Consider the following 23,651-nt stretch of genomic DNA (forward strand, 5'->3'; position numbering starts at 1 on the left):
TTCTTTTGGTCACACTTAATTATAAAACTTTATAATAATTAAATAATTGTGTGAATCAAGTCTCTACAATATTCTTCCCTTTTGCCTTTGCTTTTAACAACGACTGATCCGCTTTTTCTAACAGCTCTAGCCAACTATTTGCGCCAATCGCTACACCAATACTCACGGAAACCTGAATCGAATCGGACACGTTCGAAAGCACAATCTTTTGCCTTAAAATTCCCGAACGAATACCTTCTGCCACCACTTTTGCAGCCTCCATTTGAATATTCTCAATCACCACCAAAAACTCGTCACCGCCATAACGCACGATTAAATCAGATGCTCGGACATTGAGCCTTAACTGATCTGCAATCATGGTAATCACCTGATCACCCACGATATGCCCATATTGATCATTTACGAACTTAAAATTATCAATATCGATTGCAATCACACAAGTCTGTGACAACGACTCAGGTTTAGATTCAAGAAGCTGAATATATTCATCCAAGGCCAAACGATTGGCAACACCCGTCAATACATCAGAATTTGCAATCTGCTTCAGCTGCAACTCCATCGTATCGCGCTGCTTCAACATTCCTTTCAATTTATCAATCGCTTCAAACAACGAGAAAAACTCTTCTTTATTTTTGCTATTCTCAGCTTGCTCATCCGAAGTTCCAGATAGATGCAAGATCATATCGCGCGCATGGATCAGCGGACTAAAGACTTTCCGCTTTGCATAGATCATGGTAAAAATCGCAATCAATAAAGACAGGCTTGAAATACACAAAGTAAAAATAAACTGTCGCTTCGCCAACTTATTCTGTTCTTCTGCAACACTTATACTGTAATTCAAAATATAGTTTTGCAGATCCATCACTGGCGTGAATTTCCCCACCATACGTTCGGTCAGTTCTGTTCCTGAGAGGAAATATGTTTGGTTATTTTTACTTTCATCCAATAACCGCGCAATAATCGGCAAGCCCTTATCTAAAAACTCAGTTCTCACACGTCGATATAGACTTACATATTCTGGGGTCTTCGAATCTTCTGGCTGAATCGTATCAATCAACTCCCAGAGATAAATGGCTTGATGTTGTGTCTGTAATGAACGAGCTCGATTCTCATCTGGAATTTTTTCACCAAAGCTTACAGATGCCATGACATTGGAAGCTACGCGGCCCGCTTGATCACGCATATCCGTCAAGATCAGAATCGAAGTAAAATAATTCGACATCTTGCTGTTCTTACTATTCGAACGCACCAGCAACCACGTTAAAAACTCACGGCTCTCATCCCAGACCCCAAACATCGATAAAATGGCATGATCATATTGCGCTGAGGTGCGCTCAGCATGCGGTGTGTTGGCATAAGTATCGACAATGGCCCGTGCTGTGGCTAACTTAACTTTTAAATCTGTTTCTAATTCATAAGCAATAAGTTTGAAGCCTTTTTGTTTTAGGGCCTCAATAGTGTCATCAATCTGCATATCAACAACTTTACGATACGCTGCCAATTCTTTTTGATTCTTGAGCAACACATCGGGCTGACTCGACATCACTTTATTTGAAGGTGCCCGCTCTCTGGAAATTTTATTGGCTGTTTTCACTAATGCACGAAGGCAGGTAATTTCAGTGAGGGTTTGATCAGATTTTATATATTCTTGATAGCTATTAATGATTAAAGGAATAGAAAGATAGGAAATTGAAAAGATAATGGCGATCATGCAGAAAAAGAGGCGACGGCTAATTTGCTCAGAACGTAATTTTGAGCTTTTTAATTTACGCCCCATTCAGACACCTTGCTCGTTTCAAAAATGATCTCGATTGCTTTTTAGACAGCTAATAATTTTAGCTGAATTCCAAATAACACTACCACGATTAAACCAAGTTTTTTGCTTACATTAATTTTAACGACTTATATTCAGTGAATTTTCAACTAATAAATAAGAAGTGCATTAATTTATTGAGAACCATTATTAATTAAATCAAAGCAAGTTGGTCGTTCTTATTTATTTTTATATTTTAATATATTCAATAAAAATCATATAGATAATATAGTTACATAGATTATTTAAATTCAATTTAATAGCTAAAGCACACATATTTTTGTTAGATTTAACTCAATTAAAAATCGGAAAATTCTATTTAAAGAATAAAAATTATCAATTTCACAAATTACTTTCTAAAGCACATAATTTAATCAGAGCAAGATTTTAGTGTGTAAAAACAGAAACCCTCAGGATGTTTTCTCCCCCAATAGCAAACATCCTTTTCAACCCAGCTTTCCCCAAAGCTGGGTCTTTTTTTAGCTTTAAAAAAACAAGCTAATTCGCCAATAAATCCAGTTGCTGTAAGGCTTGATAAACAATTGCCTTACGGGCATCTGCATGCTCAGGCCGATTCATTTCCATATTCAATGAAAATGCCGTGACTTTGCCATTTGCTTGCTCTATCCACCCTGTCCACCATCCCACTTGCGGGTTAACATCCATACCCCAGCCGCTTTTCGCGTAAATCTTGGTCCCTTGAACTTCATCAATCAATAACATGCCTTTCACTTGTTGTTGAGTGGATTGATCAAATGGCAGCTTTTGCTTCGCCAATGCATAGGCAAAGCGTACTTCTTCTACAGGGGTGATTTTTAATGGGCCGACTAACCAAAAATTATCGACTTGTGTGCCAATATTCTTATTCCCATAACCCACTCGCTTCACTTCACGGGTCATCAGTTCCAGACCAATCCGTCGTGCCAGCTCTTGATATACAGGCACAGCCGATGCCTGCATTGCCTCAGCTAATGTGAGATCTTTTTCCCAGCTACTGAATGCGCGTTTTTGGCCATCCCATTTAAAGACTTCATTTGGCGTGGTTTTATGATGTTGTATGCCAATTAACGCATTCAGCATTTTAAATGTTGAAGCAGGGATATAACGTTGCTCTGCGCGACTGGTGTCATTGCCATATTTTTGAATTTTCTTTCCATCATAGATCACCAATACACCACTTGTTTGAGCCTGTTGGAAAAGGGTGGCAATATTTTGTTGTTCACTTTTCTGCGCCATGATGTGCTGTGTTTGATCGCCAAAGCTCTGGCAAGCGACCAAGGGTAAAGCAAAAGTAAATGATGCACTCAACGCGAGAGTTTTTAATCTTTTTGACATGATAAAACAGGTGGAAAAGTAGAATAAACTGCTACTATAAATCTTTTACAACTTGATCTTTGTAGCGTTATTTCATCTAACACTGAGAAAAAAAATAAAAAAAAGCTCGACCTTGGGGAAAGCCGAGCTAGTAAAACAGTGATGTAAAAACATCAAAATACGTCAAAGAAAATGTTACGAGACATTTAAATGCAAATTAGATATCTCTTGCTTTGCATTATGTGAGTTACTTCTCACAAAGTAAAGTTGATTAAATAGATCGGGTTTATTGTTACAATCGATTTTGCTAATTGATCATTAAAAATGCGATTTTTACATGATTTTTAGTTTATATTAACTGAGAATGAGTATCATATTTTTGCAAAGTCTATCGCATAAAAATTACAGAATAGGATTTTACCGCACACTTTCGAACTCAGATTTGTGACAAAAATAAGAACCTTTTAAACGAAAAAAACGATTATTATAATTGAAGAAACCAATTGAAATATTTAGCGATGCTATTCTTCTCAGCCTCCTTATCTCATTAAAAAATAAACATATCTATTTGTTAGATATATACTTTATGAAAGGTTGACAATAATTTTTTCAATCGTTCGTTTTTTATGCACCACCTGTTCAGCTTTTGTTCGTTTATCGGAAGCCCAAATTTATTACATTGACTTCATACTTTGTTACAATACAATGGCTCCAACTTTACTCTTTAATTGTTTTAAAGCTGGAAATCATTATGAAAAAACTCGGTTTAGCCACTGCTTTAGTTTTAGCCATGACCGGTGCTCACGCATACCAAGTAGAAGTTCAAGGTCAATCTGAATTCATCGACGCAAAAAGCGACAATGACAAAGACTTTACTGGTGCTGCTCAAGGTACTTACTACTTCAAAAATGTAGATTCTTCTAAAGGTCCTTTAGCTGAAGCTGCATTCTTAAACCAAGCATCTAATGTTTCTGTAGCTTATAGCTTTGCAGAATTAAGCGGTGACGAAGTTGCAACTGTTAAGAACAACTCTTTCGGTGCAAAAGGTGAAGCTTACCTTCCAACTCCTTACTTACCTGTGTATACAAGTGCTGCATATAGCCACTCACAAACTAAGTCTGAAGGTAAAAAAGACAATGGTGACCGTTTCGCATTAGAAGTCGGTACTATGCTTACTCCTAACTTCTTAGTTGCTGTTGGTTATACTAACATTGCTGATCAATTTGCTTTAGACGCAAACAGCGTACTTTCAAATGGTATCGCTAAATCAGTAGCTCAAGCTAAAATCATTGGTCAAGACCAAGATGCGATCACTGCACGTACTAAATACGTAGGTAACATCGATGGTACAAACATGGCTGTAGGTTTTGAAGCTGGTCTTGTTTACGGTGATAACCAAGCATACGAATTGAAAACTGACGTATATGTAACTCCTAAGTTAAGCGTTGGTGCGTCTTATGCTGAAGCAAATTACAGCTCAAACCCAGCAAATGAAGACAACTTCTCTGCAATCAATTCTGCTTGGGGTGCGAACGTAAACTACTTCATCACTCCAGCAATTGCTGTAGGTGCAACTTATGTTAACGCAAATGCGAAACATGAAAACACTGATACGCAAACTGTTGGCTTAAACGCGAAGTTCCGTTTCTAATATTGGATTTATGTTCTAACTTTAGAACACTAAATTCATAATAAAAAAACCAGTTCTTATGAACTGGTTTTTTTATTTTCTAGATCTAAATAAAGCAAGAAATTGGATTTCTTACTTTAAATCTCTTACATCTTTTTATCTTCAATATTTAAAGCACTAATCGCCAACACCGCTTGGGTTCGATTTTGTACACCCAGCTTACGGAAAATTGCAGTGACATGTGCTTTGATGGTAGCTTCGGAAACTTCCAGTTCATAAGCAATTTGCTTATTCAATAAACCTTCCGCCACCATCATCAAGACACGGAACTGTTGTGGGGTCAGTGATTGTAAACGTTCAGCTAAAGCGGTTTCATCAGCTGCCCGAGGATCAAAGCCTGCATGGGTTGGTAAGTTAGGTGGTAACCAAATCTCCCCTTCTAAGACATGCTTAATCGCTTCCCCAATATGGCTTGGATGTGAGGATTTCGGAATATACCCCATGGCACCATGCGCAATTGCACGTTGAATAATCGAAACTTCTTCGTGTGCCGAAACCACAATAATTGGAATCGCAGGATATTGGGCCCGGACATAGACTAAGGCAGAGAAACCCGAAGCACCGGGTAGATTTAGATCCAAAAGGACCAAATCAGGTTCTGCACCGTGTTCTAAACGTGCATAGAATTCATCTACATCTGCAGTCTCTTGGATCTGCGCCTGAGGCAAACTATAACGAACCGCTTGAATCAAAGCATGTCTAAATAAAGGATGGTCGTCTACAATTAAAATATTCATAAGCGCTTAAGCTATCTGCAAGTACGTCACTGTACGATGTTTATTTAAATTCAATCCGCTTAAGCCTATTTTCAATTCAAGGCTAGGTCAAGCACAAGACAGGATTTATTTCCTTTTCCCGCAAAATAAATCAAATATTGATATAACTTCATTAAAATGTTCTATGAATAAAACAGATTCAAAAATCTTGAATAGAAACAGAAAATTAACTGCCTGAAATTTGATATTTATTGTGATTTGTCGACATATCTTTAAAAAAGATAAGCTTGCAGCATTTCCTTATTTTACAGCTTGGCATGCGGTGTAGGTAAATAAATAGTAATTCGAAATGATCTTTTAGGCCGTTATTATGTCCAATCACAATACCCTCTCGACTCCTCTGAATATTGTTGCAGTATCTGGTGGCTTAAATAGCCCATCAAAAACAGAAAGTTTAGTTCAGGCGATCCTTGATGAGCTTTCAGAGGCAATTAATATTAAAGTACATTTCGTCAAACTGAGTGAAATTGGGCCGTTGTTGGGTGGTGCGATTTATCGTAATCAGCTGCCACAACGCGTACAAGATGATTTGGCTGCGGTTGAAGCCGCAGATGCATTGATTGTTGGAACACCTGTTTATCGTGCTTCATTTACAGGCTTATTTAAGCATTTCTTCGACTTTGTTGAGCAAACTGCTTTGGTCGATGTCCCTGTTTTGTTGGCTGCATCAGGTGGTAGTGATCGTCATGCTTTGGTTCTTGAACATCAATTACGCCCACTATTTAGCTTCTTCCAAGCACAGACCTTGCCCATTGGCGTCTATGCCACTGATCGTGATTTCACGCCTGAATATACGGTTAAAAGCGAGCAATTGTCTGATCGCGTCACCTTAGCTGTGGCACGTGCTTTACCGATTTTGGAATGGGCACCTGCCAAAGGTCAACGTGCTGCTGCCATTAAAACCAAAACCGAGCAGGCCAATCAAAATCTTGGCATCAACAAACAGATTGAACAAGCAGAAGTATTGCCATCTGCGGCGGTACCGAATCTGGATGCAGCTGAATCTCGCTTACACCCGAAGTCAGCCAAGAATTTAACCCACGTCGCATAAACCATATCTTTTATGGAGGATACAACGATGACAATAGCAGCATCAGCAATTAAATTTGCCTACTGGGTTCCCAATGTGAGTGGCGGTCTCGTTGTAAGCAACATTGAACAACGTACAGACTGGAGCTACGACTATAATGTACGTCTAGCACAAGCGGCAGAAAAAAGTGGCTTTGAATATGCCCTCACACAGATCCGCTTTACCGCTGGCTACGGCGCAGAGAACCAACATGAATCAGTGAGTTTTAGTCATGCTTTATTGGCAAAAACCGAAAAACTCAAAGTAATTGCAGCGATCTTACCTGGCCCTTGGAAACCCGTGCTTGCAGCCAAACAGCTGGCAACTATTGACTATCTCACTCAAGGGCGTATTGCGATTAATGTGGTCAGTGGCTGGTTCCGTGGCGAATTTGATGCCATTGGTGAACCTTGGCCCGAGCATGATGAACGTTATGTTCGCTCAGAAGAGTTTATTCGTACTCTGAAAGGCATCTGGACCACTGACAATTACAGCTTTGAGGGCAAATATTACCAGTTCCAGAATTACACGCTTAAACCAAAACCTTTGCAAAAACCTTATATTGAGGTGTTTCAGGGTGGCAGTTCACGTGCCGCTCGTGATATGGCTGCACGAGTATCGGACTGGTATTTTACCAATGGCAACAGTGTCGAGGAAATTAAAAAACAGGTCGATGATGTTCGCGGCAAGGCCAAGCTGGCCAACCGAGACGTCAAAATAGGTGTTAATGCCTTTATCATCGCGCGTGATACTGAGGAAGAAGCCAAAGCCGTACTGAATGACATCATTGCACAAGCCAATGTCGAAGCCGTGAATGCCTTTGGTGATGCGACCCGTGAAGCAGGCGCGGCAGCACCTGAACGTGAAGGTAACTGGGCAAAATCGACCTTTGATGATCTGGTTCAATACAATGATGGCTTTAAGACCAATCTGATTGGTACCCCGCAACAAATTGCGGAACGGATTGTGGCTTTGAAGAATGTTGGTGTTGATCTGGTTCTTTCAGGCTTTCTACATTTTATTGAAGAAGTAGAATATTTTGGCGAGAAAGTACTGCCACTGGTTCGTCAGCTTGAACAACAACAGGAAATTCAATTGGAGGCAAAATCAGCATAAGCTTGGCATTAAATAAGAAGAAAAATAAAAGCAATTGAATATTTCTCCCCAAGGCTCGGCTTGGGGATTTTTAATTTAAGCAGTCTCAATTTCCCGCATGACCGTTTCAACCGAATATCGGCACCACTGCGACAGTTGCTCAATAAACTCATTTAATTGTGATGGATTAAAATGACTGACAATCATATAACAAGCATTCCCGAGAATTTTAAAACATTCATCCACCTGCTCGTATTGTTTAACCAGCAATTCAACTTCGATAAAAGCTTGCTGATCATTCATAAAGAGTTGAATAAACTGCTTATGTTCGTACTTGATCGCAACGGTGTAATTTTTGATGATGCCTGCATCCATCAATTGAGCAATCCGCGCTCCAACAGCTTGCCCAGTACGGTGCACTCGCTGTCCTATTTCTTTATGGCTTAAACGCGAATCTTGTTTTAGCAATTCAATAATTTTCAGATCAATCGGATCAAGTTCAATATTCATTTTTCATTACGAAAGAAAACCAGCAACAATGCTTTCATCTGAATATAGCGGATTTCTGCGTTTCACCCTACTCTTGTTTTATCTTAACGCTGGAAGAAAAAATGATGAAACAAGCCTTACTGATTATTGATGTCCAAAACGATTATTTTAAAAATGGCAAAATGGAATTGGTCAATCCAGACCTTGCTCTAGCGAAAACCAATCTATTAGAAGATCATTTTATTCAAAATAATTTACCCATTATTTACATTCAACACATAAACCCTACCTCTGCTAGTTTCTTTCAGGAAAATACAGTGGGTGTTGAATTACATCCACAACTTAAAGTCACAGATCGCTCACTGATTGTTGAAAAACATTTTCCCAATAGCTTTCTGGAAACCAATCTTCAAGCGTTGTTACAGCAGCATCAAGTTGAGCAGTTAGTGATAACTGGCATGATGACCCATGTCTGTATTGATTCAGGTACACGTGCAGCGAAAGAACTTGGCTACCAACCGATTGTGATTGCCGATGCGACTGCAACGCGTGATCTTGAACATGAGGCTAAGATCGCCAAAGCAGCCGATGTACAAACTGCATTCTTATCTGCACTCGGTTTCTTTGCCACGGTACAAAACACTGCTGATTTTTTAGCGCACAATTAAATCATGCAGAAAAAAAGAGCGCTCCATCGAACGCTCTTTTTAAATTTGAATAGATTTATCGGTTTGGATAAACCGTGGCAATCAGATGATCAACCACAGCTGGCTCAGCAAGAGTTGAGGTATCACCTAAACTATCCAATTCATTGGCTGCGATCTTTCTCAAGATACGGCGCATGATTTTACCTGAACGGGTTTTTGGCAAAGCAGGTGCCCAATGCAGTGCATCTGGAGTGGCCACTGGCCCAAGCACTTTACGTACCCAGTTGACCAACTCCTTACGTAGCTCCTCAGATTCAGCCACATCGGCTTGTAAAGTGACAAAGGTACAAATCCCCTGTCCTTTAATATCATGCGGCATACCCACCACTGCAGCCTCAGCAACTGCCACATGCGAGACTAGGGCGCTCTCAATTTCCGCAGTCCCTAAGCGATGACCTGATACATTAAGTACATCATCGACACGTCCAGTAATCCAATAGTAACCATCAGCATCGCGACGTGCGCCATCACCTGTGAAATAGTAATTCTTAAAGGTCGAGAAATAAGCCTCGATAAAACGTTGTGGATCACCCCAAATCGTTCTCATTTGACCTGGCCAAGAATCTTTAATTACCAGATTACCTTCCGTCGCCCCCTCGAGCTCATTGCCTTCGCCATCGACCAATGCAGGCTGTACCCCAAAGAATGGACGTGTCGCTGAACCCGGTTTTAAGGCAGTCGCACCCGGTAATGGTGAAATTAAAATACCGCCTGTTTCTGTTTGCCACCATGTATCGACAATTGGGCAGCGGCCTTCACCGACCACTTCATGATACCAATTCCATGCTTCAGGGTTGATCGGCTCACCCACCGAACCGAGTAAACGTAAGCTACTGCGGTTACTTTCACGGACATAGGCATCACCTTCACGCATCATGGCACGAATCGCAGTGGGTGCCGTATACAGAATCGTGACGTTATGCTTATCAATCACATGACCAATACGTGCCCATGTTGGATATTGTGGAATCCCTTCAAACATCACCGTAGTCGTGGCATTACTCAATGGACCGTAGAGTAAATAACTGTGGCCTGTAATCCAGCCCACGTCTGCGGTACACCAATACACATCATCTTCACGCAGATCGAAAACTTCTCTAAAGGTGGTATTTACATAAACCAGATAACCACCTGTCGTATGCAGCACACCTTTCGGTTTACCTGTTGAACCCGAGGTGTACAGAATAAATAGAGGATCTTCTGCTTTCATTGGTTCTGGTGGGCAATGTTCGTCTACGTCCATGATCGCCAAGTGATACCAAACATCACGTTCTGCATTGAACTGAATTGGATTACCTGTGCGATGCACTACGATCACATTTTCAACACTATTGGTTCCATCAATTTCTAAAGCTGCATCCACATTTTCTTTCAGAGGAAGTAACTTTCCTCCACGCATGCCTGCATCCGCAGTAATCACCAGTTTTGCTTGACAGTCTTCAATTCGGCTTGCCAATGAATCTGGTGAAAAACCACCAAATACCACACAATGCACTGCACCAATCCGTGCACAGGCCAACATCGCAATTGCCGCTTCAGGCACCATTGGCATATACAGCACAACACGATCGCCCTTGCGAATACCTTGTTTCTTTAACACATTGGCAAAACGACAAACTTCATCATGCAGTTCAGAAAATGAGATGATTTTATGGCGTGAAGGATGGTCGCCTTCCCAAATAATCGCTGGCTTTAAAGGATTATCTTTGAGATGACGATCTAAACAGTTGGCTGAGACATTCAACTCACCATCAGCAAACCATTCGATTTTGAAATTATCTTGATTAAAACTGGTATTTTTGACCTGTGTGAACGGCTTGATCCATTCAATCTTGTTGGCTTCTTCTGCCCAAAATGCTTCAGGTTGCTCAATCGAATGCTGGTAACGTTTGAAATAGTCTGCTTCAGAGATTCTTGCCGTTTCTTTGAATTTATCAGGCACTGGGTAGATTTCTTTCATAGCTCACTTCCTTGGTTTTTTATCTCATACCTTAGATGTTCTCATCTATTACACGGGTATGTTTTGTTCTCACTTGCAGTATTGACACCATTTACAAGCGCAAACAATGCGGCTTTGGTCGTAGAAATGTCAGGGCTTTTAATCTTTCGATCTTGACTAAGTTATAGGCTAAAATAGCAAAGCCGACGCTTTTACGATCATTTTATTTTCAAAAATTTACTCAAAATAATTTAAATTTGAACTGCTTGTCTATGCTTTTTGTTTTTAAAATAAGTGATTATTTTGATCATTGCCAAGCCTTTAAAAGATTTAATAATCAGAAAAATAGGAACACTGTATGTTTGATCCCGTAACAACTGCTCAAGTACAACCAAGCAGTGACCATCCGCTCTCCCCAAGTGGTCGCTTCAACCGTCTAAGTTATATCGCTTGGTATGGTCTACTCAGCCTCGTGTGTATGGGGGCTTTTCTCGGTATCTTCGCCTTCGCTGGCATTTTTAGTCTCAGTAATGTCGATGAAACCTTCTTTTCTACATTTTCAGGCATGACCATCTTTGCCTTGATTGGATTATGGTTAGCCGCATTTTATTTTCAAATTGTATTTCTTATCCGTCGCCTGCATGACCTGAATAAAACAGGTTGGCTGTGCTTACTGCTCTTGGTTCCCGTGCTGCAATTTTTGTTCACCTTATACGTTTTATTGGCACCGGGAACCCCTCGCCGCAATGATTATGGTGATATTCGTCCATCCAGTGCGTGGGAAAAAATACTCGCATGGATCATGATTCTGTTCAGTCTGTTGATGATGTTCGGCATGTTTGTTTTTGCATATTATTTTGCCAGCCCAGATTTATGGGATGCACCAACACAAATCATTCAAAATACGACCGAATATTTTTAAGCGAACGCATTCAGTTGATGGATTTGATCATAATGGGAAGCAAAGATTGAATTTTGCATGCGTGTTGGCAATAAATTCATTATGATTGCTTCCCTTATTTACTCCTTCCTTTGCGAAATAGAGATTTTCCTGTGGCAAATGAACAAACAACATTGACGGAAGTGGCGAAAGATACGGGCCAGTTGATCCATCAAGCGGGGGCTAAAACCACGCAAAGCGTACTCGCGCATACTGAAAAATATCACGATGCCTATACCACGATTGATAAAATCATGGATAGCTTTTGGGAGCGTATTCCCTACATCGGCATTGCGATCACGGTGTTCATCATTTTTTGGCTGCTCACCAAGTTGTTTAAATTCTTTATTCGCAAAACCTTGGAAAATCGCAGCTATACCCGTCAAAACTTAGTTCTGGTACTGAATCGGGTCGGTAGCACTTTTATTCTCTTTTTTGGCTTCTTAATTGCGTTGGTGATTGCTATCCCAGGCTTCACACCAAGTCAGTTGATTGGTGCCCTTGGGATTGGTTCGGTTGCGATCGGTTTTGCTTTCAAAGATATTTTTCAAAACCTACTGTCAGGTATTTTGATTTTAATTAGTGAGCCTTTCCGTATTGGTGATGATATTGTCGTGAATGGCTTGGAAGGAAACGTCGAAGATATTCAAATCCGTGCCACCTTTTTACGTTCCCCTGATGGCCGTCGCATTGTCATTCCCAATGCCACGGTGTACACCAGCGCAGTGACGGTGAATAATGCCTATCAACGTCGTCGTTGTGAGTTTGTCGTTGGCATTGGCTATGAAGATGACATGCAAAAAGCCAAAAAAATTATTCTCGATATCTTGGATCGCAATCTGAATGTGCTGAGCCAACCGGGATTCTCAGTTAATGTCACCGCACTGGCAGATTTCTCGATTAATTTAACAGTACGTTGGTGGGTCAATACCACTGAAACCAGCACCTCAGCATCTATCAGTGAAATTCAGGAACTGGTCGTGACTGCTTTTGATGAAAAAGGAATTTCAATTCCTTACCCAGTACAAGAAGTCAAAGTCTACCGTGGCGATCAACTTGAACCTCAAGACACGTTAGACAAATAAGCGTCCCAAAATATTCGATACTGCGGTTTCAGTTCGTAAAATTCGGTTGCCTAAGCTCTTTGCTTGGCAGCCGTTTTTTATGAGCAGATCGACCTCATACGGAATAAAACCACCCTCTGGTCCAACAATCAAGCTGCAGCCATGTTGAATTGCATAAGGCATTTGCTGTTCTACATAAGGATGAGCCACATACGCTGGTCGTTCTGCGCTTATCAAAGCTGGTAAAACATCTTCAACAAACGGTTTAAAACGTTTGTAGAGTTGAATTTCGGGTTCAATGGTATCGCCCGCCTGTTCTAACCCCAAAGTCACATAATCATTGAGCTGCTGTAAAAACGGTGTTTGCCAATAGCTCTTGTCCACTCGGTAACTGTGAATCAGACTAATCCGTTCCACCCCAATCGTCACCGCATCCATGATGATACGGCGCAATACTTTAGGACGTGGTAACGCGAGAATCAGATGCACTGGAAGCTTATCAGGCACTGCTTCTAACTGAATAGGTTTCACAATGATCTGTTGTTCAGAAATACTTTGAACTTCCGTAAGATAACGCGATCCATGACGTACACCTACTTTAAGACGATCCCCAATCTTCAGTTGTAAGTGCTGACCTAAATGCTGTAATTGTCTGGGTTGGCTAATCTGCCACGCATCCACCGAACTACACTGCTCAGGTTCAAGTAAAACAATATTCATGACGATACGGTTTGCTGTAAATAATGATCAAGCAATTGAATATGTTTCTGCAGTGAGCCCTTATTACGCTGCAAAACCAATTGTGCTTGCTGAATCAATTGCTGAGTCTGTGCAGCATGATCTAGGCAAGCTAATAATTGCTGCCCCACCTGTGCTGCATCCTCTCCAATCAGAATGCCTTGTTGAGCCACAAATTCATCCACAATGGTTTGAAAATTGAAATAACGCGGACCAATGACGGTGGGGACATTCAGCACCATGGGCTCTAAAATATTATGCCCGCCACCCGGCTCATTGAGTGAACCACCGACAAAACAGGCTTGGCTCAAGGCATACCACAACCACATTTCGCCCATACTATCGGCCAGAAATACCTGTGTATCCGCTTGAATCGGTTGTTGAAGGCTACGGCGTTGAGTTTTTAAATTCAAACTTTGGCACACTTGATACACTTCATCAAAACGTTCAGGATGACGTGGCACCACGATACAGAGTAAATTCGGATTTGAATTTAAATGTGGCTGTAATTGTTTGAGTAAACTTTCTTCTTCGGGCGCATGCGTACTGGCTAAGCTAATAATCTGACGATCCGCCAATTGCCAATCTTGTTTCAACTGCTGTGCTTGTTGCAGGTACTGTTGTGGTGCTGAAATATCAAATTTAATATTCCCAACCACCTGACTTTTGGCTTGATCAAGGCCTAAATCGACATAACGTTGTTGCGTTGCGGCGTCTTGTGCCAGCATCCAAGTCAACTGTTGCAACATGGGCTGGGTCAAGCGGCGAACTTTGCCATAACCTTTGGCTGATTTTTCAGAAAGGCGTGCATTCAATAAAATACAGGGAATCTGTTGCTGCTTTGCCTGTGCAATTAAATTTGGCCAGATCTCTGTTTCAACCAATGCCAATAATCTAGGTTGATACAGATTAAAAAATTGTTTTAATAATGCTTTTTGGTCGACAGGCAAATACACCGCCTGAAATAAATCCAGGTAAGGTGCTTTTAAAAATAGTGATTTTGCACGTGCCTGTCCAGTCTTGGTGGTATTGGTCACCAAAACTGGATGGCCAAGTTTTAAGTAATGCTCAATTAAAGGCTGGGCTGCGTTAGTCTCACCTACAGAAACCGCATGAAACCAAATCGTCCTTAAATTTTTAGGGGTTTGAAATGGACCAAAACGTTCTATACATTCGTGCTGGAATAACGCATCAGTTTCCGCCCGCTGTTTGATTTTCCAACGATATAGCGGTTTGATACATGTCAGTAGAAAGTTATACCAGAACGGGGTTTGCTGTACTGCGTTTTGCTGCGCCATCCGAGACCATAATTTACAATGTGATTCCCGCTCATTATGCGGAAATTTATGATTTTTTGACAGTTAGACTTTTAAATGTGTTTTGAAAAAAATATGGAGTTTCTTTCTATATGCTTAAACTAAATTATCTTGTAAATAAGCCAATTGCACATTTTAGTCAATTACCTAAAGAAATGTTATGTTTTAAATCTAAAAGAAAAATCTTTTTGAAATTTCATTACAACCATAAAAGAAATAAAAACGAAGAAGGAGCTAAGCAAATGTATGCTGTTATGAAACAAAAAGGATGCTTTCCAGCTGGGACTCGTATTATCACAGAGCAAGGTCTGGTTCCGATTCAAGACATTAAAGTAGGTGACATGGTTCTGTCTAAGCCACAAAATGGAGAGGGAGAGCTTTGTTATAAGCCTGTTCTACATACTGTTTCCTATGAAGATAAGGAGATTTGGGAACTAACATATTTTCAAATTAAAGCCAATACTGACATTTCAAAGTTACATAAGGGAAAGTTATTACAACTGTCCCATAAAGGTATGATGGTCAGTAATATGGTAACTCCTAACCATCCATTTTGGGTTAAGGGTTTAGGTTGGACTCGTCTGGATGAGTTGAAAAATGGTCAAATTATAGAAACACATGATCCAGAAATCTTTGCTTTGGTCTTTATGGTTAATCCTTTACGCAAAACGACTATGACTAATGTTGCAGGCAGTTACCATCCTAGTAATGTATTTGATGCAGACAAAAAAGGAGTTAGTATTGAAGATGTTGAATATTTTAGTTTATATGAATTTGGCGATTTAGGTGCCAGTGGGGTGATGGGAGACAATTCACCCAGCCCATTCATTGTGAATAATCAAGAAGTTTATGTTTTAGCGGAAGCATTTCGCCAAAAAGTTTATAATTTTGAAGTGGCTGATTTTCATAATTATTTCGTCACAAAAAGAGGATTATGGGTACATAGTACAAATTGTACAGATGCTTCCTCTGACTTATTGCCTAAAATTTAATCGACCATTTTGAGAATTAAAACAAAAACTCATGCAATTTTGGTAAATCGCATGAGTCATTTTTGAAGTCTTAAAGCGGACTAAGCTTCTAGCTTTTCGAATACAGGATAATCAGTATAACCTTCAGCACCATCACCATATAAGGTTTGTGGCTGAAGCGGATTCAAAGGTAAGTCGTGTTGCAAACGCTCAAATAAATCAGGATTGGAGATATATTGTTTACCGAATGAAACTGCATCCGCTTGCCCTGTCGCCAAAATACGCTTAGCCGACTCTGCTGTTAGATTTTCATTTGCAATCCACACCCCTTTAAATTTCGGGCGTAGTTTTGGCAGAACACTATCTGCAGCTTCATATTCACGTGTGAAAATAAAGCCAATATTGCGTTGATCCAGTTGCTCAATGACATAACCAAATGTCGCCAATGGATTCTCATCGCCAATATCATGCGAATCACCACGTGGCGCAAGATGCACACCAACTCGACCAGCGCCCCAAACTTCAATAAAGGTATCGACAACTTGCAGTAATAAACGCGCGCGATTTTCAATTGAACCGCCATATTCATCATCACGATGATTGGTTTTACTTTGCAAGAATTGGTCGATCAAATAACCATTCGCCGCATGCAGTTCCACACCATCAAAACCAGCTGCTTTCGCTTGTTCTGCGGCATTTTTATATTGCGCAACAATTTCCTGAATTTCTTCATGCGATAACGCACGCGGCGTTACATAGGGACGCTTTGGACGAAGTAAACTGACTTCACCCGCAGGTTGAATCGCACTTGGCGCCACAGGCGTATCACCATCCAACAAGTCTGGATGTGAAATACGTCCAACATGCCAAAGCTGAACCACAATTTTTGAACCTTGTGCATGCACAGCTTTAACAATTTTATTCCATGCCTGAGCCTGCTCTTGAGACCACAAACCTGGCGTATTGGCATATCCCGCTGCTTTTGGACTAATGACCGTTGCTTCGGTAATAATAAGACCCGCATTGGCACGTTGTTGGTAATATTCCACCATTAAATCGTTTGGAATACGTTGTTCACCACTACGCGCTCTGGTTAACGGAGCTAAAACCAAGCGGTTTTTAATCGTGAAATCACCTACTTGCAAAGTAGAATTTAGTTCAGCCATGATCGCCTCAACTTACACTTCTTCGATCTAAAGTGCTTGTTTTAAATGTTCGATATATTGCTGAATCAAAGCTTCATTGCGTGTGAAATAGGACCACTGTCCATATTTCTCGACATTAATCAAACCTGCCTGTTGTAGTACAGACAAATGATTCGACATGGTCGATTGTGCAACTTTTCCTAAACGTTCGATGTGTCCTGCACATACACCACGTTCAAAACTACCACCACATTGCTCAACGGGTAGAAATTGCTCAGGCTCTTTCAACCATTGCAAAATCTGTCGACGTAATGGATTGGCTAAGGCTTTGCTTATAACATCAATATCCATAGACTCACCACGTTTCTCAAGCGGCAACACTTTGTTCAGCACCTAAATCCAGTATATCGAACTTTTCAAATATTAATATCCATTTTTTTCGATATTAATATCATATTTTTTCGATTAACCAGTAGATGCTGAACGAGATTGCCGTTTTAATTGGATTAAAACTTATAAACCTTGTTTCAAACTTGCTTCGATAAATTTATCCAAGTCACCATCCAAAACTGCTTTGGTGTTGGAATTTTCCACACCAGTACGCAAGTCTTTAATGCGTGAATCATCTAAAACATACGAGCGAATCTGACTTCCCCAACCGATATCTGATTTCGAGTCTTCCAAGGCCTGCGCTGCTTCATTACGCTTGCTCATCTCTAACTCATAGAGTTTGGCACGTAATTGCTTCCACGCATGGTCACGGTTGGCATGTTGCGAACGCTGGTTCTGACATGCCACGACAATGCCTGTTGGTGCATGCGTTAAACGTACCGCAGAATCGGTTTTGTTAATGTGCTGACCACCTGCACCCGAAGCACGGTAGGTGTCGGTACGAACATCTGATGGATTGATATCGATTTCGATATTGTCATCAATCTCAGGTGAAATAAACACTGCTGAGAACGACGTATGACGGTTGTTATTACTGTCAAATGGCGATTTACGTACTAAACGGTGTACGCCACTTTCAGTACGTAACCAACCATACGCAAACTCGCCATCAACACGGATGGTGGCAGATTTAATACCTGCCACGTCACCATCTGACACTTCCATCAATTCAGCTTTAAAGCCATGACGTTCGATCCAACGTAGATACATACGCAATAACATCGATGCCCAATCCTGTGCTTCTGTACCCCCTGAGCCTGATTGGATCTCAAGGAAGCAAGGGTTTGGATCCATCGGATTACTGAACATACGACGGAATTCAAGATTGCCCAATGCCTGTTCAGCACTATCTAATTCTGCTTGTACATCCAACAATAAACTTTCATCATCCGCTTCAACTGCGAGGTCAAGCATTGCTTTTGCATCATCTAACTGTTCAGCAAGACGATCAAATACGCCTAGTGTGTTTTCTAAACTGCCCTTTTCTTTTGCGATGGCCTGAGCACGGCTCTGATCATTCCAAATCGCAGGATCTTCTAATTCTCTTAAAACTTCTTCTAAACGCTCAGCTTTTAGATCGTAGTCAAAGATACCCCCGTAGTGTTTGGCTACGATCAGATAAATCTTTCAATTGAATTAAATACGGATTAATTTCCACGCGTCTTTTCTCACACAGTTTTTCACTTAATTGCTTATTTTAACATAACTGTTTTGGTCGACACAGCTCTGTCATTTTGAATCCTTTTGTTTGTTAAATTTGCATTTCTCATTACTTTTTATTATCTCTTCAATGTTTCTTTGCCCCTGTTTGCTCAGGCCCACTGTGTGAAAATTAGACTAAAAACACTAAAACACATAATTCATCCTAAGTTTTAATAAATCAAAACAATGATTTTTTGTTTATATATATCAGATACATAAAATGTCAAAATTACAAGTCCATTACATTCGTACAGTTCGATTACTTTATCAAGATTGACGCTCGCGAAAATTGCTCTAGACTCAAGTTGTAACAAAACATGTATCAGTGTTTAACACTTGGTTTAAATCTTAATGAGGAAACAACCATGAAAAAATTAGCAATTGCATCAGCACTTTTATCTGCTATCGCAGTGACAGGCACTGCTCATGCTTATCAAGCTGAGGTAGGTGGTTCTTATACCTATAAAGACCAAGATCGTTTTGGTGACAGTGATCGTTTCAGCGTAGACGGCAAATATTACTTCAACCCAGTACAAACACGTAATGCACCTCTTGCAGAAGCAGCGTTCCTTGATCGTGCAAGCAATGTAAAAGCACAGTACGCTCATGAAGAAGATGATGCGATTAAAAATAACCAATATGGCGCGGGTATCGAATACTTTGTTCCAAACAGTGATTTCTATTTAAGCGGTAATATTGGCCGTGAAGAAATCAAACCAAATTCAAAATATCTCGATAACAAAGTGAAAATTAATCACTATGCAGGTGAAGTTGGTTACTTACCAGCACCAGGTTTATTGGTAGCAGCGGGTGCGAAAACTGTCGATGTTAAAGACGGTGACCGTGAAACTAGCCCAACACTTCGTGCGAAGTATGTAACTAAAGTTGGTCAAAATGATGTTAACCTAGAAGCATATAGTGCTTTTGGTGACAACAAAGAAGTGAAGTTAAAAGGCGATTACTTCATCGACAAAACTTTAAGTGTTGGTGTCGATTATCAAAAACTTAAGTATGACAACACGATTATCAACTCGAACGAATGGGGTATTTCTGCGAAGAAATTCTTCAATCAACAAGTGAGCTTAGAAGGTCGTGTCGGTTTTGGTAACGACAAATCATATGTAGATAATGACTACACTTCTTTCGGTCTTCGTGGCGCATACCGTTTCTAATTGCTAATCAGCAATAAAAAATCCGCTCATCAGAGCGGATTTTTTATTGTTTTAAATAAGCAATTTGCAATTGCAGACTGGTGTTACCATTAAAAACATTACGTTCCAAGGTATAGACTAAATCCACATAACCTAGCATTGGATTAAATTCAAAACGATCCATCGCATTAAATGCAATCGCATCAATAGAATGTGCCCCAGCCGCCACTTTGAGTTTTAAATGTTGCTCTTTGAGCCAACGATAATCGATCACTTTGAAACGTCCTTCAAACTGCGGTAAGGGAAATTTCTGCCCCCACGGACCCAATTGCTCAATCCAGTCCAATGTACCCAAATGCAGATCTGAATCAGTCAATTCACCATCCGTCCACAAGGTAGCGTGAAATAAATCATCATCCATTTCAGCAACAGATTGGGTAAAAATAGTTTTGAATTCATCAAAATTTTCTTTTCTTAGGGTTAAACCTGCCGCAGCCGCATGTCCACCAAAATGACTGACCAAATGTGGATATTGCTCCGCCACCTGCTCAATGGTATCTCGGATATGAATCCCCTCAATCGAACGTGCCGAACCTTTGATATGGATCCCATCTTCATCTGGAGCAAAGACAAGACTTGGTCGATGAAACTGTTCCTTTAAACGTCCAGCCACAATCCCAATCACACCTTGATGCCATTGTTCATCAAACATCACCAGCGCAGCAGGCAAATGTGAGGTTTCTAATTGAATATGTTGCAAGGCTTGCATAGCCTGTTGCTTCATTTCAGTTTCAACCTGACGGCGTTCATTATTCAGCTGATTCAACTGTTGTGCAATTGGATAAGCTGTTGCCATATCAGCTGCCAGCAAGCATTCAATTCCGATCCGCATGCTTTCCATACGACCTGCCGCATTAATTCGAGGGCCCACGACAAAGCCTAAATCCTGCGCACGTAAACTGGCGGCATCTCGCCCTGCAATATCCAGCAAAGCCAAGATACCAGCACGACATTGATGCTGCTGAATACGCTTTAAACCTGCATCAATCAAAATCCGATTGTTGTAATCCAAACTTGCCACATCGGCATAAGTCCCCAAAGCCACCAAATCTAGATACTGGGTAACTTTGCTGCTGCTTTTACCTTGCTGACTGCGAGCACTAGCCAATTTCGCCAATACATAAAAAGCAACGCCTACTCCTGCCAATGCTTTACTGGAAAATTCACAGCCCAGCTGATTCGGATTAACCACAGCTTCAGCACAAGGTGTCGGTTTAGTCGTGAGGTGGTGATCCGTAATGATCACCTGCATTCCCAATGCCTGTGCCGTTTCTACACCCGCATGGCTAGAAATACCATTATCCACGGTGATCAAAAGATCGGGCTGATAACTTTGCTGTGCCAGCTCTGCAATTGCAGGAGTGAGTCCATAGCCATACTTAAAACGATCAGGTACCAGATACTCAACTTTGGCCCCCATATCTTTCAACGCAAGAACCATCAAAGCAGTACTTGTTGCACCATCAGCATCATAGTCTCCGACAATGACGATCTGCTGTTGTTGATCAATGGCTTGATCCATTAAGGCAACCGCTTGTTCCAACCCTTTTAACGCGGGAGAGAGTAAATGCTTGAGCTTGAGTTGCAACTCTTGTTCGGATTGAACACCACGTCTTGCCAAAATTTCAGCGATAAACATAGGCACGCCCTGAAACTGTTCAGGGCGTGTCAGCAAAGGTCTTTTTTGAATTTGAATCTGGGTCATTTATGGCATCAAACGTTGTATAGTCCAAAGTCCGTTCTGTTTTTCATAACTTAAACGGTCATGTAGGCGATTTGGTCGCCCTTGCCAGAACTCATAATAATCTGCTTCGAGGCGATAACCGCCCCAAAATTCAGGCTTATCCAGTTCATTCTGGGCTTGACTCTGCAATGTTTGAAAACGTTGTTGCAATAACTCACGGCTCTCAATCACACCACTTTGTGGGGTACTGATATGCGCAGCGATCTGACTATCACGTGGACGTTTATGGTAATAATCCGTCGACTCTTGTTCAGAAATCTTTATCACCCGACCACCAATACGTACCTGACGTTCCAGACTTGGCCAGTAAAATAACAATTCTGCATAAGGATTTTCAGCAAGATCCAAGCCTTTCTGACTGTCATAATTGGTATAAAAGTCATAACCTGCTTCGGTCGCACCTCGTAACAACACCGTACGCACATGTGGACGGCCTTGCGTATTTGCTGTCGCTAGAGACATGGCATAAGGCTCATGTAGATTCGCGGCCAATGCATGGTTAAACCAATTGAGAAACTGTACATGTGGCTGCGCACTGATTTGCGCTTCGTGCAATTCACCTTGCTCGTAACTCAAGCGCAGTTCACTCAGGTCCTTAATCACATCACTCATGATCGCTCTCCCTTAAGCAGCTTGGGCGTGAGCTCGTACCGCATCGGCCAAATGGTTCGCCAATGCTTCAACTTCTTGCTGTTGATCACCTTCAACCATGACACGAATCACAGGTTCTGTCCCTGATTTACGAATCAACAAACGTCCACGACCTTTCAGTTGTTGTTCCGCTTTTTCAAACTCAGCCACCAAAGCTGGAATCGAATATGGGTCAATCATGTGTTGTAAGCGTACATTCACCAGCACTTGAGGGAATAACACAAAACCTTCCACCAATTCATGTAACGCTTTCGCTTGTTCCACCATCACCGTAAGTACTTGTAAGGCAGCAATGATGGCATCGCCTGTGGTGCTCTTATCCAATGTGAGAATATGACCTGAAGGCTCACCACCTGTCATCCAAGCATTTTCTTCAAGTGCTTGTAATACATAACGGTCACCCACACTCGCACGTACAAAAGCCACATTGGCTTTTTCTAATGCCAGCTCGAGTGCCATATTACTCATTACTGTGCCAACAACACCCACTGGCTTATTTTTAGCCTGTGTTGCAAGGATATATAGGATATGGTCACCATCAATCAACTGACCATTTTTATCCACCATCACCACACGGTCAGCATCACCATCAAAAGCAATACCAAGATCGGCTTTATGTTCAATCACTGCTTTTTGCAATTGCTCAGGATGGGTTGAACCACAGTTTTCATTAATGTTTAAACCATCTGGCTCATTAAATAATGGAATGACTTTGGCACCCAACTCACGGAAAACCGATGGCCCAACGCTATAGGCTGCTCCGTTAGCACAATCCACCACAATTTTTAAATTACGCAAGTCAAAATGATATGGGAAAGTCGATTTACAAAATTCGATATAACGCCCGTTGGCATCTTTTACACGTACACTTTTGCCCAGATTTGCTGTGTCATCAATGACAAGATCTTTCTCTAGCTCTTGATTGATCTGCTCTTGGATTACATCTGGAAGTTTTTTGCCTTCACTCGAGAAAAACTTAATCCCATTATCAAAATACGGATTATGTGAAGCCGAAATGACGATTCCCGCGTGTGCATGCAGTGCACGGGTTAAGTGTGCAATCGCAGGGGTTGGTAATGGTCCCAATAAATGGACATAAACGCCCGCAGCATTCAAACCTGCTTGCAATGCCGCTTCTAAAATATAACCCGACAAACGTGTATCTTTCCCCAGTACTACAATCGGTTTATTTTTAGGGCTATTTCTCTTTAATACTTTTCCTGCCGCGAAACCCAATTTTAATGCAAACTCGGGAGTAATTGGCATTTGTCCAAATTTGCCGCGAATTCCATCAGTACCAAAATAGCTCATCTTCTACTCACTTTC

The 23,651-nt window shown here is 41.0% G+C and carries 21 protein-coding genes; 8 read left to right on the forward strand and 13 right to left on the reverse strand.

Going from position 1 to position 23,651, the window contains the following annotated elements:
• Window positions 1–55 precede the first annotated feature (55 nt).
• Both F887_RS00810 and F887_RS00805 read right to left on the reverse strand, forming a co-directional pair.
• Window positions 56–1,777 carry a GGDEF domain-containing protein gene (locus F887_RS00810; RefSeq protein ID WP_005297517.1) on the reverse strand — a complete coding sequence of 574 codons (1,722 nt, stop codon included), beginning with the start codon at window positions 1,775–1,777 and terminating at the stop codon, window positions 56–58.
• Between the two features lie 534 nt (window positions 1,778–2,311).
• The gene (locus tag F887_RS00805) at window positions 2,312–3,148 is read right to left on the reverse strand and encodes an OXA-286 family carbapenem-hydrolyzing class D beta-lactamase OXA-306 (RefSeq protein WP_005297518.1); all 837 of its coding nucleotides are present in this window, start codon (window positions 3,146–3,148) and stop codon (window positions 2,312–2,314) included.
• Window positions 3,149–3,875: 727 nt separating this feature from the next.
• On the opposite strand from F887_RS00805, the gene omp33-36 reads away from it, so the two are divergent.
• Window positions 3,876–4,778 (forward strand): porin Omp33-36, encoded by a 903-nt coding sequence (gene omp33-36, locus F887_RS00800; protein ID WP_265596641.1) that lies wholly within the window; start codon window positions 3,876–3,878, stop codon window positions 4,776–4,778.
• A gap of 125 nt (window positions 4,779–4,903) precedes the next feature.
• Here the strand turns inward: omp33-36 and F887_RS00795 are convergent, their stop codons facing one another.
• Entirely contained in the window at window positions 4,904–5,554 is a 651-nt protein-coding gene (locus F887_RS00795; RefSeq protein ID WP_004657203.1) for a response regulator, read from the reverse strand.
• A 349-nt stretch (window positions 5,555–5,903) separates the two neighbouring features.
• On the opposite strand from F887_RS00795, the gene msuE reads away from it, so the two are divergent.
• Together msuE and sfnG are read left to right on the forward strand one after the other, a co-directional pair.
• Window positions 5,904–6,644, forward strand: a complete 741-nt coding sequence (msuE, locus tag F887_RS00790; RefSeq protein WP_005297521.1) for an FMN reductase — start codon at window positions 5,904–5,906, stop codon at window positions 6,642–6,644.
• 27 nt (window positions 6,645–6,671) lie between these two features.
• A complete protein-coding gene (sfnG, locus tag F887_RS00785) occupies window positions 6,672–7,778 on the forward strand; it encodes a dimethylsulfone monooxygenase SfnG (RefSeq protein WP_005297522.1) in 1,107 nt (368 codons plus the stop codon).
• A 75-nt stretch (window positions 7,779–7,853) separates the two neighbouring features.
• Here the strand turns inward: sfnG and F887_RS00780 are convergent, their stop codons facing one another.
• Complete coding sequence (locus tag F887_RS00780; RefSeq protein ID WP_004659927.1) at window positions 7,854–8,267, reverse strand: Lrp/AsnC family transcriptional regulator; 414 nt, start codon at window positions 8,265–8,267, stop codon at window positions 7,854–7,856.
• 104 nt (window positions 8,268–8,371) lie between these two features.
• Between F887_RS00780 and F887_RS00775 the strand changes: the two genes are divergently transcribed.
• Window positions 8,372–8,914, forward strand: coding sequence for a cysteine hydrolase family protein (locus F887_RS00775; protein WP_032863215.1), 543 nt, complete (start codon window positions 8,372–8,374; stop codon window positions 8,912–8,914).
• Between the two features lie 55 nt (window positions 8,915–8,969).
• Here F887_RS00775 and acs read toward each other — a convergent pair whose 3' ends face one another.
• Window positions 8,970–10,913, reverse strand: coding sequence for an acetate--CoA ligase (acs, locus tag F887_RS00770; RefSeq protein WP_005297526.1), 1,944 nt, complete (start codon window positions 10,911–10,913; stop codon window positions 8,970–8,972).
• Window positions 10,914–11,250: 337 nt separating this feature from the next.
• On the opposite strand from acs, the gene F887_RS00765 reads away from it, so the two are divergent.
• Both F887_RS00765 and F887_RS00760 read left to right on the forward strand, forming a co-directional pair.
• Window positions 11,251–11,814, forward strand: coding sequence for a DUF805 domain-containing protein (locus tag F887_RS00765; protein WP_005297527.1), 564 nt, complete (start codon window positions 11,251–11,253; stop codon window positions 11,812–11,814).
• Window positions 11,815–11,945: 131 nt separating this feature from the next.
• Window positions 11,946–12,917 carry a mechanosensitive ion channel family protein gene (locus F887_RS00760; protein WP_005297529.1) on the forward strand — a complete coding sequence of 324 codons (972 nt, stop codon included), beginning with the start codon at window positions 11,946–11,948 and terminating at the stop codon, window positions 12,915–12,917.
• On the opposite strand, the gene F887_RS00755 is transcribed toward F887_RS00760, so the two are convergent.
• Window positions 12,906–13,616, reverse strand: a complete 711-nt coding sequence (locus F887_RS00755; RefSeq protein WP_005297530.1) for a 16S rRNA (uracil(1498)-N(3))-methyltransferase — start codon at window positions 13,614–13,616, stop codon at window positions 12,906–12,908. The genes F887_RS00760 and F887_RS00755 overlap by 12 nt on opposite strands.
• Window positions 13,613–14,932: a 3-deoxy-D-manno-octulosonic acid transferase gene (locus tag F887_RS00750; protein ID WP_005297532.1), complete on the reverse strand. Its 1,320-nt coding sequence runs from the start codon at window positions 14,930–14,932 to the stop codon at window positions 13,613–13,615. Before F887_RS00750 ends, F887_RS00755 begins: the two co-directional genes overlap by 4 nt.
• A 110-nt stretch (window positions 14,933–15,042) precedes the next feature.
• On the opposite strand from F887_RS00750, the gene F887_RS18170 reads away from it, so the two are divergent.
• Window positions 15,043–15,942: a Hint domain-containing protein gene (locus tag F887_RS18170; RefSeq protein WP_005297533.1), complete on the forward strand. Its 900-nt coding sequence runs from the start codon at window positions 15,043–15,045 to the stop codon at window positions 15,940–15,942.
• Window positions 15,943–16,022: 80 nt separating this feature from the next.
• Here F887_RS18170 and F887_RS00745 read toward each other — a convergent pair whose 3' ends face one another.
• From F887_RS00745 to prfB, 3 genes are all read right to left on the reverse strand, one after another.
• On the reverse strand, window positions 16,023–17,087 hold the full coding sequence (locus tag F887_RS00745; RefSeq protein WP_005297534.1) for an alkene reductase: 1,065 nt from the start codon (window positions 17,085–17,087) through the stop codon (window positions 16,023–16,025).
• Between the two features lie 27 nt (window positions 17,088–17,114).
• Window positions 17,115–17,417, reverse strand: a complete 303-nt coding sequence (locus F887_RS00740) for an ArsR/SmtB family transcription factor (RefSeq protein WP_032863220.1) — start codon at window positions 17,415–17,417, stop codon at window positions 17,115–17,117.
• Between the two features lie 162 nt (window positions 17,418–17,579).
• Window positions 17,580–18,675 (reverse strand): peptide chain release factor 2 gene (prfB, locus tag F887_RS00735; protein WP_096089470.1). Its coding sequence is split into 2 segments (ribosomal slippage): window positions 17,580–18,602 and window positions 18,604–18,675, totalling 1,095 coding nucleotides; the frame shifts between segments, so codons are not numbered across the junction.
• 409 nt (window positions 18,676–19,084) lie between these two features.
• On the opposite strand from prfB, the gene F887_RS00730 reads away from it, so the two are divergent.
• Entirely contained in the window at window positions 19,085–19,891 is an 807-nt protein-coding gene (locus F887_RS00730; protein ID WP_005297535.1) for a putative porin, read from the forward strand.
• A 43-nt stretch (window positions 19,892–19,934) separates the two neighbouring features.
• Here the strand turns inward: F887_RS00730 and recJ are convergent, their stop codons facing one another.
• The 3 genes from recJ to glmM are packed head-to-tail and all read right to left on the reverse strand — an operon-like array spanning window position 19,935 to window position 23,636.
• Window positions 19,935–21,635: a single-stranded-DNA-specific exonuclease RecJ gene (gene recJ / locus F887_RS00725; RefSeq protein WP_005297536.1), complete on the reverse strand. Its 1,701-nt coding sequence runs from the start codon at window positions 21,633–21,635 to the stop codon at window positions 19,935–19,937.
• Complete coding sequence (gene pdxH / locus F887_RS00720; protein ID WP_005297537.1) at window positions 21,636–22,286, reverse strand: pyridoxamine 5'-phosphate oxidase; 651 nt, start codon at window positions 22,284–22,286, stop codon at window positions 21,636–21,638.
• Between the two features lie 12 nt (window positions 22,287–22,298).
• The gene (gene glmM / locus F887_RS00715) at window positions 22,299–23,636 is read right to left on the reverse strand and encodes a phosphoglucosamine mutase (protein ID WP_005297538.1); all 1,338 of its coding nucleotides are present in this window, start codon (window positions 23,634–23,636) and stop codon (window positions 22,299–22,301) included.
• Window positions 23,637–23,651 lie beyond the last annotated feature (15 nt).

The sequence above is a fragment of the Acinetobacter sp. NIPH 2100 genome (assembly GCF_000369805.1).
Classification (GTDB): domain Bacteria; phylum Pseudomonadota; class Gammaproteobacteria; order Pseudomonadales; family Moraxellaceae; genus Acinetobacter.

Coding starts and splice junctions, on each gene's coding strand:
- F887_RS00810 (WP_005297517.1), bottom strand. CDS start 1,777: ATGGGGCGTAAATTAAAAAGCTCAAAATTACGTTCTGAGCAAATTAGC.
- F887_RS00805 (WP_005297518.1), bottom strand. CDS start 3,148: ATGTCAAAAAGATTAAAAACTCTCGCGTTGAGTGCATCATTTACTTTT.
- F887_RS00795 (WP_004657203.1), bottom strand. CDS start 5,554: ATGAATATTTTAATTGTAGACGACCATCCTTTATTTAGACATGCTTTG.
- msuE (WP_005297521.1), top strand. CDS start 5,904: ATGTCCAATCACAATACCCTCTCGACTCCTCTGAATATTGTTGCAGTA.
- sfnG (WP_005297522.1), top strand. CDS start 6,672: ATGACAATAGCAGCATCAGCAATTAAATTTGCCTACTGGGTTCCCAAT.
- F887_RS00780 (WP_004659927.1), bottom strand. CDS start 8,267: ATGAATATTGAACTTGATCCGATTGATCTGAAAATTATTGAATTGCTA.
- F887_RS00775 (WP_032863215.1), top strand. CDS start 8,372: ATGAAACAAGCCTTACTGATTATTGATGTCCAAAACGATTATTTTAAA.
- acs (WP_005297526.1), bottom strand. CDS start 10,913: ATGAAAGAAATCTACCCAGTGCCTGATAAATTCAAAGAAACGGCAAGA.
- F887_RS00765 (WP_005297527.1), top strand. CDS start 11,251: ATGTTTGATCCCGTAACAACTGCTCAAGTACAACCAAGCAGTGACCAT.
- F887_RS00755 (WP_005297530.1), bottom strand. CDS start 13,616: ATGAATATTGTTTTACTTGAACCTGAGCAGTGTAGTTCGGTGGATGCG.
- F887_RS00750 (WP_005297532.1), bottom strand. CDS start 14,932: ATGGCGCAGCAAAACGCAGTACAGCAAACCCCGTTCTGGTATAACTTT.
- F887_RS18170 (WP_005297533.1), top strand. CDS start 15,043: ATGCTTAAACTAAATTATCTTGTAAATAAGCCAATTGCACATTTTAGT.
- F887_RS00745 (WP_005297534.1), bottom strand. CDS start 17,087: ATGGCTGAACTAAATTCTACTTTGCAAGTAGGTGATTTCACGATTAAA.
- F887_RS00740 (WP_032863220.1), bottom strand. CDS start 17,417: ATGGATATTGATGTTATAAGCAAAGCCTTAGCCAATCCATTACGTCGA.
- F887_RS00730 (WP_005297535.1), top strand. CDS start 19,085: ATGAAAAAATTAGCAATTGCATCAGCACTTTTATCTGCTATCGCAGTG.
- recJ (WP_005297536.1), bottom strand. CDS start 21,635: ATGACCCAGATTCAAATTCAAAAAAGACCTTTGCTGACACGCCCTGAA.
- pdxH (WP_005297537.1), bottom strand. CDS start 22,286: ATGAGTGATGTGATTAAGGACCTGAGTGAACTGCGCTTGAGTTACGAG.
- glmM (WP_005297538.1), bottom strand. CDS start 23,636: ATGAGCTATTTTGGTACTGATGGAATTCGCGGCAAATTTGGACAAATG.